At 32.4% G+C, this 13,347-nt stretch carries 15 protein-coding genes; all 15 read right to left on the reverse strand.

Translation table 11 applies throughout. The features are described 5' to 3' along the window. Window positions 1–12: 12 nt before the first annotated feature. On the reverse strand, window positions 13–522 hold the full coding sequence (locus tag EL082_RS10345) for a DUF805 domain-containing protein (RefSeq protein WP_002465867.1): 510 nt from the start codon (window positions 520–522) through the stop codon (window positions 13–15). Window positions 523–654: 132 nt separating this feature from the next. Beyond that, on the reverse strand, window positions 655–1,302 hold the full coding sequence (locus tag EL082_RS10350; protein WP_002465896.1) for an endonuclease III domain-containing protein: 648 nt from the start codon (window positions 1,300–1,302) through the stop codon (window positions 655–657). 75 nt (window positions 1,303–1,377) lie between these two features. Beyond that, complete coding sequence (gene argS / locus EL082_RS10355) at window positions 1,378–3,039, reverse strand: arginine--tRNA ligase (RefSeq protein WP_002465906.1); 1,662 nt, start codon at window positions 3,037–3,039, stop codon at window positions 1,378–1,380. After that, the gene (locus EL082_RS10360) at window positions 3,039–3,452 is read right to left on the reverse strand and encodes a YwiB family protein (protein WP_002451067.1); all 414 of its coding nucleotides are present in this window, start codon (window positions 3,450–3,452) and stop codon (window positions 3,039–3,041) included. Before EL082_RS10360 ends, argS begins: the two co-directional genes overlap by 1 nt. Before the next feature lie 370 nt (window positions 3,453–3,822). Further along, window positions 3,823–4,215, reverse strand: coding sequence for a hypothetical protein (locus tag EL082_RS10365; RefSeq protein WP_002465907.1), 393 nt, complete (start codon window positions 4,213–4,215; stop codon window positions 3,823–3,825). Window positions 4,216–4,337: 122 nt separating this feature from the next. Then, window positions 4,338–4,577 carry a hypothetical protein gene (locus EL082_RS10370; protein WP_002465897.1) on the reverse strand — a complete coding sequence of 80 codons (240 nt, stop codon included), beginning with the start codon at window positions 4,575–4,577 and terminating at the stop codon, window positions 4,338–4,340. Window positions 4,578–4,817: 240 nt separating this feature from the next. Next, entirely contained in the window at window positions 4,818–5,327 is a 510-nt protein-coding gene (locus EL082_RS10375) for a YwhD family protein (protein ID WP_002465872.1), read from the reverse strand. A gap of 67 nt (window positions 5,328–5,394) precedes the next feature. Next, window positions 5,395–6,693, reverse strand: coding sequence for an HD domain-containing protein (locus EL082_RS10380; RefSeq protein WP_049415616.1), 1,299 nt, complete (start codon window positions 6,691–6,693; stop codon window positions 5,395–5,397). A 70-nt stretch (window positions 6,694–6,763) separates the two neighbouring features. Then, window positions 6,764–7,240, reverse strand: a complete 477-nt coding sequence (locus EL082_RS10385; protein WP_015365332.1) for a GNAT family N-acetyltransferase — start codon at window positions 7,238–7,240, stop codon at window positions 6,764–6,766. A gap of 257 nt (window positions 7,241–7,497) precedes the next feature. After that, on the reverse strand, window positions 7,498–8,046 hold the full coding sequence (locus tag EL082_RS10390; protein WP_002465852.1) for a flavodoxin family protein: 549 nt from the start codon (window positions 8,044–8,046) through the stop codon (window positions 7,498–7,500). 222 nt (window positions 8,047–8,268) lie between these two features. Then, a complete protein-coding gene (locus EL082_RS10395; RefSeq protein ID WP_002465883.1) occupies window positions 8,269–9,207 on the reverse strand; it encodes an aldo/keto reductase in 939 nt (312 codons plus the stop codon). Window positions 9,208–9,387: 180 nt separating this feature from the next. After that, window positions 9,388–9,729, reverse strand: a complete 342-nt coding sequence (locus tag EL082_RS10400) for a YuzB family protein (protein ID WP_002465900.1) — start codon at window positions 9,727–9,729, stop codon at window positions 9,388–9,390. Window positions 9,730–10,163: 434 nt separating this feature from the next. Beyond that, window positions 10,164–11,240 (reverse strand): phosphomevalonate kinase, encoded by a 1,077-nt coding sequence (locus EL082_RS10405; RefSeq protein WP_049415611.1) that lies wholly within the window; start codon window positions 11,238–11,240, stop codon window positions 10,164–10,166. 12 nt (window positions 11,241–11,252) lie between these two features. Next, entirely contained in the window at window positions 11,253–12,236 is a 984-nt protein-coding gene (gene mvaD, locus EL082_RS10410) for a diphosphomevalonate decarboxylase (RefSeq protein ID WP_002465901.1), read from the reverse strand. Between the two features lie 4 nt (window positions 12,237–12,240). After that, entirely contained in the window at window positions 12,241–13,161 is a 921-nt protein-coding gene (gene mvk / locus EL082_RS10415; protein WP_002465887.1) for a mevalonate kinase, read from the reverse strand. Between the last annotated feature and the right edge of the window lie 186 nt (window positions 13,162–13,347).

Consider the following 13,347-nt stretch of genomic DNA (forward strand, 5'->3'; position numbering starts at 1 on the left):
ATTTGATATCTTTTATGCTTCATACATGTGTTCTTTAGGATTTGGTCCATATTGGTTCGTACCTTTTTCACTGTCTTGAATACAATACACTAATGCCATAATTGAAATAACAATACTTCCAATGGCAAATATAATTGCCATAATTGCTAATACAATGATGACAACAATATTTAAATGCTCTAGTTGAGAAAACCATCCATAGTCATTTGCCATTTGATTTATCGGATTTAAAAGGGTTAATACTAAATAGATGACGGGTATCGTTTTACCTTTTCCAATATCATGAAATCGTCTTACCGAAATTGTAAACATCGGTACTGTAAAAATGAGATACACGATATAAAAGACTATGTCATAAATGATTTTCCCATGTTGAAGTGGTACTAATATTAACGATGCAATAATCGCAATCATTAATAAACAAATCATGTTAATTAAAACCGGCCACCAAAAATCTTTTCTTCGTGTCCTACCTTCTAATATCAATGCATTTTGCCAAAACGCTTTATAAGACCTTAACATTTTCTACCCCTTTCACAAAAATTTATTTCAATATCTATTATATAATTTATCAATTATCATTCAATATGACTAGAATTTTTCAATTAATTAAAAAACAAATTTACTTTAAAAGAACCAATACATTTTGGTCGTCTAATCATTTACAGATGATTCAAAATAAGTATCTAAAAATGTATAATGTGTACCATTCTTAATATTAAAGTAATTTTTACCGAAGTTATCTAACAATGCGTGGAATTCATTCGCATCTTGATTGGTAAATGTTGAAGGTAATTGTATTTCTTTTTTAAATTTATCGTAACTATCCGTATTCGCATAACCGAGTTTGGCATATAATCGTCTCGTGTAACTATCTGGGATAAACTCTACCCCACCAAAAATATACACGATCAATACATCCGCTGTTTCACTACCAATGCCTCGTATACTTAATAATTCTTTTCTAAGATCATCCCTATATTGTGTAACAATACGGTCATAATCAAAATGATGTTGATCTAACCATGAGAATAATGCAAGAATCGCTTTAGCCTTATTTTTATAGAAACCACTTGATTTAATCACCATTTGTAAGTTTTCTAATGGCATATTTAATATATATTTTGGGTTAAAATCCGTTGCTTCTTTTAATGATTGTAAAGCTAAATCAGCATTTCTCCAATTGGTATTTTGAACAAGGATTGCTCCTAACATCATTTCAATATTACTGTCTGCAGGCCACCAATGTTGGGGTCCCATGTTTTGATATAAAATGTTATATAATTCTTCTGTTTGTAACAAAATATCCCCCATTTACATAGTCATAAAAACACCCTTATAACTGTAGTAGCTATAAGGGTTTAATCACATTTTAAATTACATTGACTCTGGAGCAGATACGCCAACTAATGCTAATGCATTGTTTAAAGTAATTCTTACTGCTTCTACAAGCGCAATGTGAGCTTTTGTTTTTTCAATATCATCTGTTAATACTTTTTCAGCATTATAGAATTTATGGAAGTGTGACGCTAAATCTTGAATATAATTTGTCATACGATGTGGTGCTCTTGAGTCTGCTGCACTTTCAATTGTTGGTTCAAACTCTGCCACTTTTTTCAATAATTCAATTGCTTTTTCATTAGTGATTTTTGAAAAATCAACGTCCGTACTAATGTCTATACCTTGTTCTTTAGCTTGTTTTAAGATAGAACAAATACGTGCATGACCATATTGTGCATAATAAACTGGGTTATCTTGCGATTGTTCTTTCGCTAATTCCATATCAAAATCAAAGTGTGTATCAGGACTACGCATTGTTAAGAAATAACGTGCCGCATCGACACCGACTTCATCCATAATTTCACGTAATGTAATGGCATTACCTGTACGTTTACTCATTTTTACTTCTTCGCCATTTTGCATTAGACGTACCATTTGCATAATTTGAATTTCTAAACGATCACTATCTACACCAAATGTTTCAAGTGACGCTTTCAAACGGTTGATATAACCGTGATGGTCAGCACCCATTAAATCGATTAAAATATCATTACCACGTTGTACTTTATCAAAATGATAAGCGATGTCTGGTAAGAAATAAGTGTAATTGCCATCTTTTTTGATTAGTACTCTGTCTTTGTCATCTTTAAAATCTGATGTACGCAACCAAGTTGCACCATCCGCTTCATATGTGTAACCTAATTCATTCATTTTAGCTAACACTTCTTTAATTTCGCCTTTTTCATATAGAGACGTTTCACTAAACCAATTATCAAAATGCGTATTGAAGTCTGATAAATCTTTCTTCAATTTAGACATTTCATAATCTACACCAAGCTGTCTAAATGTCTTCAGACGTTCATCATCACTATAGTCTTTAATTTCCGGATGTTTGTCCGCTAAATCTTTACCGATTTCAACGATATCTTTACCATTATAGCCATCTTCTGGCATTTCATGACTGTCATCACCTAATGCTTCAAAGAAACGTGTTTCAATTGAACGTGCAAGATTTGAAATTTGGTTACCAGCATCATTAATATAATATTCACGTGTCACATGATAACCTGCTGCTATTAAAATGTTAGCTAATGTATCACCAACTGCCGCATTACGTGCATGACCAATGTGCAAGTCTCCTGTTGGATTAGCTGATACATATTCAAGTAAAATATTTTTATTTTTAGATTCTTCTGCTTTACCGAACTGATCGCCTTTTTGAATAGCCTCTGGAATAATATCTGTTAAATATTGGTTATCTAAATAAAAATTGATAAATCCTGGCCCAGCGATATCAACCTTTTTAACATGCGCTTTACTAGCATCTAAATGATCCACGATAGCTTGTGCAATCTCACGTGGATTACGTTTAGCTATTTTAGTAAGTACCATTGCAATATTCGTTGAATAGTCGCCATTTTTTACATCTTTAGGAATCTCTATTTTAATTTCTGGAATGTCATTTGCTAATTTAGCTTTTTTAATACTTGCTTCAATTTCTTCAACTAGCGTCTGTTTGACTTGTTCTATTATGTTCATTAGCCTAACTCCTTGTAATTTATTTCGTATTGGTATGAACCCATTTTCTCTTCATTTTGAAATAATTCGTAATGTACTTTCAGTTTACCACCATCTGGGGTAACAAAATGTAGAATACTTAACGTTTTAACATTTAACGGAATACGGCCTGCAGGTATATCATAAAATGTAGTTGTTTCAGCACCTTCTACAAAATGAAAGTTCATATTAATATCGCCTTTTCGAATCAATTTCACGCCATCTTCTTCTATTTTAATGGTTACGTTCACGTTGGCATCATCTATATGTTCAGTATATCTAATGATGTGAGATTGACGTTTGTGCCATGATCCTTCAGTAGTAAAATCAAACTTCTCTTTTTCGCCATTTTGTTTAATTATCTGTTTCGTTTGGATTTTAACATTATTTTCCAATTTACTACTCCCTTATCCTACACAATAATACATGATATTATAGCATAATTGCCCTATTGCTTGTAGTATTGGACAATTGAATTTATTAATAAATATAAAATGAGTGGATAAGCCAAAAATAGCTTATCCACTCATTTTATCCTATCTAGCCTCAATAACATCTTCTAATGATTCTATGTCAACAATATGGTTTTGATATTTGCGTTTTTCAAGTTGATACTTATAGAAATATACGCTGCCAAAAATCAATGCTGTCATGAATATTAATTTATTCATTTTTTTACCTCATATTCTATAATGATATTTATTTCTTTTTTTATATTATCATTATCACAACTATGAGTAAACACGATTTATCCACGCTTATTAATTATTGAAAGGCGCCGTCTTTATAGATCACTTTTTCCTTATTACCACCAATAAATTGATTGTAATTGTCATTTTGGAAGTCAGTTAACAACGCTTTAGATGTACCATATTTTAATATGCCACCGTCAGTAATGATTTGCATTTTTCTAAACAGCAAACCATCTTTAAGACGAATTTCTTTTAATGGCTCATAATCTAAAATATCAGCATCTTTAATTTCAAATGTTTTAAATGCAATGGTTAAACACGCCAACGTTTCTTCCCCTAAATAATAGACATGCAAATCTTCTTGCTTATGCTGCCCCACTAAAAGCCTACCTTTAACAAAGCTATGTTCCGGAAATTTCAACTCTAAAAAATCAATCAGTTCCTCTTCTTTTAATTTGAATTGCATAAACCCATCCCCTATTCTCTTTTTGATTGTATATCGATAATGATTACTTTAAAAAACTGGCTACTCATTTCTATATAGAAATGAGTAGCTTATTTATAGTTTTATGTAATTATTTATAAAATTTAAAGACCTGCTTGCGAAGCAATAATATAGCCTAATGTAAATCCAATTAATGCAAAAACAATTGCAGCAATGATAATAACTATACCATGTACTTTTTTACCTTTACTAATTGTTAAAGCACCAAAAACAACACCTGCTGGACCAAATATAATTGGCAGTATAATTAGTGATAACCCAGAAAAGACCCATCCAAGGATTATAAAAACTAACGCATTGTTATCTTTTTGTTGTTCAGACATATAATACCTCCTTATTTTTTTATTTAATTTAAATATACATTTTTTTGATGAATTTGTTAATACTTTCAAACATTTTATTAATATATTTCAAAAATAATACTTTAAATATTAATACCCTTATAAAAATAAGGTTACTTCTTCCTATATTTTTTATAAGGAAAAGTAACCTATAATATCAAATTAATACTAAGTTAAAGCTCTAATTGTTTAGATAAAATTCATTTACATTTACAATTGGGTTTATCCCAATGCCTTAAACAATGCTTCGGTAGAGTTATTCCACATTTCTTCATTATGATTTTGTAAAAATGTTTTTAATACTTTTTTATTGTCTTCACCAATATGGTCTATAATAATTTGATGTTTCATTGATTTATCCATCATATTAACGTGTTCTGGCATGCTCTTATAACCACGTCTTATACTTTTGTTTACTAATAAGTAACATGCTGTTACACCTGCATAGTAAGGGCCATTTTCGCCTCTTTCAGTTGTAACCCAACATAGCCAGTATTCTTTAGCTTCTTCGCCTTCTACTTCTGATTTATCTGTTATCCATTTTACACCTTTTTCAACTTTAGCACGGGCATGCATACCACCAATATCAACAAAGGCTTCTTGATTTTCAACATCTATAAAGACAGGCGCAATATTATCTAGACTGATTGAACCGATATTTGTACCTTTATGGCCATCTAATGGGTCATTTTTTATGATGTTAAAATTAAATCCTTTTTTCTCAGTCACCATCGGTACCTCCTCATACAATTTTCAACTGATTACTATATTAAATGAGCGATCACATTCTATCAAATCATTAATTTAATTCATTTAATAGATTAATAATAGAGCCTTTAATCATGTCATCTTCAATATTTAAAACTAATTCTTTTGGATAGTACAATTTATAGTCTTCTCTATTAATACCTGTAATACTATTTATCACTAGTGATTGATTACTTATTTCTCTTATCGTACCATCTCGTCTCAATAAATGAATCGGTTTACGATTGGAACCCGGTCTATCATAATCATAAGGCAAGTCTGAAAATGATTCGCTTACAAAATAATAATCTGGATTAATGCCACCCGATTCAAATAGTTCTTGAAGTTCAGAAATGGTAATAATTGAACCATCAAATGGAATATATTTAAATAAATCACGATTAATAAAACGACGTGATAAATCACTTAAAATCTCGTCATCTTCATCAATCCACTTTTTCAAATAATATAAGACAACCGCTTCGTCTAAATCTACATATTGTTGAATCGTCATTGTACCTTCAAAGAATGGAATAAAATCTTCAGGTGACTTTTTAAATTGATAACCTTCATTATATAATTGCTTTGCTCTTTTTAAACAATTATTAAGCAATACTTCTCCACCACGACTAACTGGATGGAAATAAATTTGCCAATACATTTGATAACGACTCATGATAAAATTTTCAACGGCATGCATGCCGCTTTCTTTTATTAACACTTCGTCTTTTGATGGGCGCATTAATCGTAATATACGTTCCATATCAAACGCACCATAAGACACGCCTGTAAAATACGCATCTCGTTGTAAATAGTCCATTCTATCAGCATCAATTTGAGATGATATCATAGAAATAACTAGTTTATTGTGATGTGTTTTATTAATCACATCTGCCACTTCTTGAGGAAATGTATCTGACACACGACTTAGCACTTCATTTACTTCAGTATCCTCGGTGATAATTGCCTGAGTAAATGCTTCGTGATCGGTATTGAAAATCTTTTCAAAGCTATGAGAAAAAGGTCCATGACCCAAATCATGTAACAATGCAGCACATAAAGCAAGAGGACGATCATTGTTATCCCACGCGTCACGACCTTCAAACGTTTCATCTATCATGCGGCGAACAATTTCATAAACGCCTAAAGAGTGACCAAAACGACTATGTTCAGCTGTATGAAAGGAAAGATATAATGTGCCAAGTTGCTTAATTCTACGTAATCGTTGAAATTCTTTTGTCTTAACTAAATCCCAAATCAACTGGTCTTTAACGTGGATATACCTATGTATAGGATCTTTAAATACCTTTTCCTCTGCTAATTTACTCGTTGTATACGATGATTGTGTCATGTAATACCTCCTTTTTATGTGAGACTTTCATCAATGTCTCTGTCTTTGATATATATTTATGACAAATGTCTTAGAACGTCTTTTTCATTAAAGCCAAATTCATAACTTCGCCATACATTTCAGGTTGATATGAGCGAACCGTTTCAAATCCTTGTTCATTATAGAAGTGAATGCCTTCATTATTTTGATTATCTACTTCTAAATAAACCGTATCATATTTTCCTTTAAATGCCTCTAACCCTTTTTCTAATAAATGTGTCCCATATCCTTTATGTTGTGATTCAGGATGTACATAATGTGCTGATAAATATAATTCTTCTCCATAAATAAAATTGGCAAAGCCAACAATTTCTTCATCTTCTTCGGCAACTAAAAATAGTTGTTCTTGCATGCGTTTCTTCAAATGTTCTTCATTATATGAAGCTGCTAATAATTCATTGATCGTACTTGCAGCATAAATATTTAAATACGTATTGTACCAAGCCTTTGTTGCGACATCTCTAATTGCTACCGCATCGGCACTTGTTGCTTCTCTAACTCTATACATGTATGTCTCCCCTAACAATTCCAAGTTATTAATAAATGTATTATATCACATATATATCCTATTCATTTAATAGAGTGAATTAAACGTTTTGTACTTATATATTTTTTAAAAGTATTTATGAAAACATCTATCATTTTTATAAATCGTTTTTTTAATGATGCCTCTACTGTTGAAACGACTCATAAAATATTAAGACCCCCCGATACATTAAGTTATAGTAAAGGGGGTGTATTAAGTCATTACCTATTTAAACAATCTTAAGAATTGCTTTGACTAAATTTGTTATTCCATTCTTTAGCTCTTTCTAAAGCGTAGGTGTCTTTCATAATGTCTCCAGGTCTTTCGGCCGTGCCAACAATATAGCCTGCTAATTCGCCACCAATAAATTCTAATGTATATTTCATTTGAGCAATACATGGCTTGGCTTTAACTTTCGGACAATCGCCACCCACTAAAATTAATCTAAATTCTTTTTTAGACATCACTTCTTTAAAATCTGAATATCTTGGATCTACCATCGATTCAGACCAATGATCAATAAAAGCTTTCATTGAAGCTGATACACTGTACCAATAAACCGGTGACGCAAAGATAACGACATCGCTATCTAATACAGTTTGTATGAGTTGTTCGTAGTCATCAGAATATGTCTCAATATTTTTATTATCATGACGCACATCTCTTACTGGATTCAATTGATATTTAGTAAGATCTAACCACTGGTGTTCAACATTTTCTAGAACATATTTTGTGAGTTGTGCAGTATTGCCTTCTGGACGACTACCACCAAATAATACCGTAATCATTCATTATTCCTCCTATATCATTTCAGTTTGAAACGCTTTCATTTATTCAATATCTTTCCTTACCCGTTTATAAAAGTTTTATGTATGTATTGAGCAAAATACTGTTATTATCCAAAGATAATTTTTCCATTAAAAAAATACCCGTAAAAAACTATGTGCTAGTTCCTTTACGGGCATATTCTAAAAAAGTTAGTGACTCAAATGATTTCATGACTTTCAATATTATTTATTAATCGGGAATAATGCATCAATTTGATTAATTTCATCTTGAGATAATTCGACATTAGCTGCATCAATATTTTCTATCACTTGTTCTGCACGTTTAGCTCCAGGGATAACAACGTCTAATGCAGGACGAGTTAAATAAAATGCTAAAACAATATTAGCAATAGAAGTTTGATGTGTTTCAGCGATATCTTTAAGTTGATTAACGCGACGGACGTTATCTTTAAACACTTCTGGTTTAAAGTCTCTTCTAGTCGCACGGTGATCATCAAATGTTGTATCTTCATCATATTTACCTGCAAGAATACCAGATGCTAATGGGAAGTATGGTACAAATGTAATTTGATTTTCTGCTGCATATTGCATTACATCTTCATTTTCTCTATGCAATAAATTGTATTCTAATTGTACAACATCTACATAACCATCTTTATTGGCCTCTTTCAATTGGTCTAATGTAAAGTTAGATACACCAATAGCTTTGATTTTCCCTTCTTCTTTCAACTCTTGTAAAGCAGCGACAGCTTTGTCTTTTGGCGTATTATCATCTGGGAAATGAATATAATACAAGTCAATATAGTCAGTTTGTAGACGCTTTAAACTGTTTTCAACTTGTTGCTTAATAAATTCAGGGTCATTATTTTGTTGTACATTATCTTCTTCATCGAAATAATGAGATCCTTTTGTAGCAATTTTAACCTGTTCTCTTGGATATTCTTTGACTACTTCTCCAACTAATTCTTCAGAACGTTCTGGCCCATATATATAGGCTGTATCAAGTAAAGTAATACCATGATCAATTGCTTTTCTTACCACTTCTTTACCTTGTTCTTCATCTAAATTTGGATATAAGTTGTGCCCACCAACTGCATTTGTACCTAATGCAATAGGGAAAACTTTAACATCTGATTTACCTAAAGTGACTTCTTTAGCCATACTAGACATCTCTCCTTTAGTGATTATATATTTACCCTAAATTAAATCTAATCATTCATAAGGAAATCGCTTTTATTTCACAAACAAAAAAGAGATCTGACAAACGTTTTGTTCATTTGAACCCCCTTTAAGGGTATTCCAAAAACAAGATTTTGTCCCGACCTCTTCATTCATTTTATATTATTTAATTGCTTTTTTCTTAGCTAGCTTTTCTTTTAATTTACGATCTTGTTCTTCTTTACGACGTTTACGTTCTTCATTTCGCTTTCTTAGTCGCTCTTCTTCTTCAGGATCTCTAGGTTTTTTAAGTTGTTTCGTAACCTTTTCCATTAATTCTTCTTCAGTCAAAGCGGCAAGTGGACGATTATTCACAAATGCAAAGGTTTTTCGTCTACCAGGACCACAATATGACTGACAACCAATTTCTATTTCTGCTTCAGGATCAAGTTTCTCTAATTTCTTTTTTAATGTTTTAATATTTACAGCCTGACATTCATCACATATTAAAAATTTATTCTTCATATTGCTTCCCACCTTTCTGCTCATTTGCTTTATTCCTACACTACTATTTAACGTCCAATTATTTTGTCTGGGAGAGGGACAGAAATAATATTTATGTCCTAGCCTGATTATCTCATTATGTTCGGCCAATAATGGCTTTTAAAATACTAATTTTTCATTAAATATTAGTATTTCTTATGTATACACATTACTATTATGTTCCTTATTAAGAACACATGAGCTAGTGTTCAACGTTCTTCTATCACTTTTGTACCAATCGTTTCTATTAATTATCAACTCTAATTATTTTACTCTTTTTATTTAAAAATTCAAGGTCAATTTTATTCAACACGATATTAGAACATAAAAAAACAACCTTTTTTAAATGAAAAGCTCAATGACCATCTGAACGATAAGATAGATGATCATTAGTAATCATTGTTAAGGTTGTTTGATTATTGTCCGTGATAGATTTTAAATTGTAATGGTTTGATATCATTCTTTAACCATTCATCGTAAATCTTTTGCTTATTTACATTTTGATGAATAATCGTTATACCGCAATCGCCACCACCAGCACCTGAGGTTTTAGCAGCACCACCGTGCTTTTCTGCAATATCACATAATGATTTTAATTTATCTGTTTCAATATCAACTGATGCTTGATCATCCATCTTACGAATAATAGCACGATTTTGACGAATCATTTTTTGAACGCCTTTAATGTTATTCGTCTTAAATGCATGAATTAAATATTCGACACATTGATGTGAATGATCTAAGAACTCACCATAAAAAGCCGGATCGGATTTGAGTCGTTTAACTTCGCTTACTAAATGCGGAGACGATGCAGGTGATCCCGTCCATCCAATCAGAACTTCCATGTTTTCTGGTGCTTGCAACGGCTCGATATGCAACCCAGGCCAGTTTTTCTCTAAAACTGTATTGACCGATGTCGTTTCTATTTGTTGTTTCACCCAATCATGATCAAATGTACTATACGCTAGCCAACCACTATAAACACTTACTGCGATATCGCCACAAGAACTTAAACTTTGTAATTTCATATTAGAAATAACAGCTAATTTATAAATATAAAGATTGGATAGTTCTAGTTCATAAAATTCATTCAATACTTTAACTACTGAAACTAATACTGCTGCACTCGATCCAAGTCCGTATTTGTTACCATTCGCATCATCTAAGTTACTGTCTATCGTCAAATGAAAGTGTTTTAACGGAATGTCACAACTTTTAGCATATTGTTCAAATACCTCTATTGCTGTAACTACATAGTTAAGTTGTTTGGCTGCTTGAGGATCAGAAATGACAATACTGTCCTCATCTCTATAAAAAGTGACCGGTTCATGATGTAATGTCTTTGAGTGTATCGTACCTTCAACTTGTGTAGAAGGTTCAATAGTAGCTGTAACAAAGCGGTTTAGTGCAATTAAGACAGACTTATACCCTGGTTCTGTAACTGCATATTCACCAGCTATATAAAGTTTACCGGGTGCTTTGACCTGAATCATTCTATCATTTCCTTACTTAATTATTTCAACGCCTGTAGCGATAATATCACTCGCAATAATTTGTGATGCTTCAAAATGTTTTAAAAATTGATTGATGACTAATTGTTTATTTTTCTTTTCAACAAGGACTTTTACATTAGGGCCTGCATCCATAGTGAAATAGCAAGGCACTCCCATCTCACGACATTCATGAACGATAGCCATCGCATCATAACTTTCTTGAACCAAATATGTAAACGGTGGTTGAGAACCTAGGTTCGTTGCATGCATACGTAGACCATTGGCCTCTATCACTTCACCTAATTGTTGAAAGTCTTTAGCTTCAATTGCTTGTTTAGCCTCTTTAATGTCTTCATCGACATGATCTAACCAATATTGATAAAAACGTGACGTATCACGTGTCAATGACATCCCAGATCGACTTGATACTTTTTTCGATTGATTATTAATGACCACAAATATCATTGAAAGTTCATCTTCCCAGTGATCTGCATCTATAGGATGTGCATAAGATGTTTCATCATCATGACCTTTTTCCCATTCCGCAAATCCACCAAAAATACTGCGTGAAGCTGAGCCAGAACCACGTCGTGCTAAACGTGATAAATCTTTATCTGATAGATTAAGTTGTAACGCTTCATTACATGCAGTCGCTAATGCTGCATAAGCACTTGCAGATGACGCTAGACCAGCTGCTGTTGGTACAAAGTTTTGGCTATCAATTCGTGCATGTAAATCTGTACCTGCGATTTCTCTAACAATATCCATATATGATTGAATCTTTTTAGTTTCTTTCTCATTGGCTACTTTACCATTTAAAATCAATTGATCAGCAGGGTAATCGCTATCGAATGTGACTTCCGTCTCCGTATAAAACTTATCTAATGATACTGATAAACTGTTGTTCATAGGTATTATCAATTTTTCATCAGCTTTACCCCAATATTTAATCAATGCGATATTTGTATGTGCGCGTGCTTTACCACTCTTTGCCAATGGGTTAACCTCCTAAATTCTCAATCCATGTGTGTGCTGCCCCAGCCTTTTCAACTGCAGCTACAATGTTTTTAGCTGTTTTTAAATCTTCAGTAAGTAATAACATACTGCCACCTCGGCCTCCACCAGTTAATTTACCTGCAATGGCACCGTGTGCTTTACCGATTTCTAACAACTCTTCTATTTTATCATGACTCACTGTTAAATTTCTTAAATCTTGCTGGCATTCATTGAAAATACGGGCAATCTGATTAAAATCGTGATGTTCTATTGCCTGGCTTGCTTGATATACTAAATTCCCAATATGTTCAATATGTTTCATATATTCTGGTGATTCGCATAATTGGTGAACGTCTTCGACTGCTTGTTTTGTAGAACCTTTTACACCTGTATCAATGACAACCATATAACCATTTAATTGTAATGTTTTTAACGTTTCTGCATGTCCTTTTTGGAACCAAACAGGTTTGCTAGAGACAATAGTTTGTGTATCAATACCACTTGGTTTACCATGAGCAATTTTCTCAGCCCAATTGGCCTCTTCAATTAATTCTGCGTCACTTAACGATTTGCCTAAGAAATCATAACTCGCTCTCGTAAATGCTACTGCTATAGCAGCACTTGAGCCTAAGCCTCTAGAAGGCGGCAAATTCGTTTGTATTTTAACTAATAATGGCTCTTCTACACCTGTATTCTCAATAAAGCGCGTTACCATAGACTTTAAATGCTCTGGTGCATCATACAATAGTCCATCATAAACATCACTTTCGATAGCTGAATAATTCCCTTTTTCAAGACTTTCAATTAAAACCTTAATCTTACCGGAATTAAATGGAATAGCTATAGCAGGTTGACCAAAAGTTACTGCGTGTTCACCTATCAAAATAATTTTACCGGTAGACTCCCCGTATCCTTTTTTCGTCATGTTATTATCACCTTTTAATATACCTTCACTAATCTGTTTCGTAATATTAATGCCCGTTCTTTTATTAGTACTATTAAGATTATCATTAATAGCCAACGCATTATTTTATAATTTTGTTCAAAATCATGCATATATTTACCTTTAAATAAGATTTTGTAAACATTTTTCAAATAATATATAAACCGT

Source organism: Staphylococcus warneri, assembly GCF_900636385.1.
Taxonomy (GTDB): domain Bacteria; phylum Bacillota; class Bacilli; order Staphylococcales; family Staphylococcaceae; genus Staphylococcus; species Staphylococcus warneri.

Bases quoted from the DNA above. Each gene is read 5' to 3' on its own strand.
- EL082_RS10400 (WP_002465900.1), bottom strand. From the start codon at position 9,729: ATGAAGAATAAATTTTTAATATGTGATGAATGTCAGGCTGTAAATATT.
- EL082_RS10345 (WP_002465867.1), bottom strand. From the start codon at position 522: ATGTTAAGGTCTTATAAAGCGTTTTGGCAAAATGCATTGATATTAGAA.
- EL082_RS10405 (WP_049415611.1), bottom strand. From the start codon at position 11,240: ATGATTCAGGTCAAAGCACCCGGTAAACTTTATATAGCTGGTGAATAT.
- EL082_RS10395 (WP_002465883.1), bottom strand. From the start codon at position 9,207: ATGGCTAAAGAAGTCACTTTAGGTAAATCAGATGTTAAAGTTTTCCCT.
- EL082_RS10365 (WP_002465907.1), bottom strand. From the start codon at position 4,215: ATGCAATTCAAATTAAAAGAAGAGGAACTGATTGATTTTTTAGAGTTG.
- EL082_RS10385 (WP_015365332.1), bottom strand. From the start codon at position 7,240: ATGTATAGAGTTAGAGAAGCAACAAGTGCCGATGCGGTAGCAATTAGA.
- argS (WP_002465906.1), bottom strand. From the start codon at position 3,039: ATGAACATAATAGAACAAGTCAAACAGACGCTAGTTGAAGAAATTGAA.
- EL082_RS10390 (WP_002465852.1), bottom strand. From the start codon at position 8,046: ATGATTACGGTATTATTTGGTGGTAGTCGTCCAGAAGGCAATACTGCA.
- EL082_RS10375 (WP_002465872.1), bottom strand. From the start codon at position 5,327: ATGGTGACTGAGAAAAAAGGATTTAATTTTAACATCATAAAAAATGAC.
- mvk (WP_002465887.1), bottom strand. From the start codon at position 13,161: ATGACGAAAAAAGGATACGGGGAGTCTACCGGTAAAATTATTTTGATA.
- EL082_RS10380 (WP_049415616.1), bottom strand. From the start codon at position 6,693: ATGACACAATCATCGTATACAACGAGTAAATTAGCAGAGGAAAAGGTA.
- EL082_RS10370 (WP_002465897.1), bottom strand. From the start codon at position 4,577: ATGTCTGAACAACAAAAAGATAACAATGCGTTAGTTTTTATAATCCTT.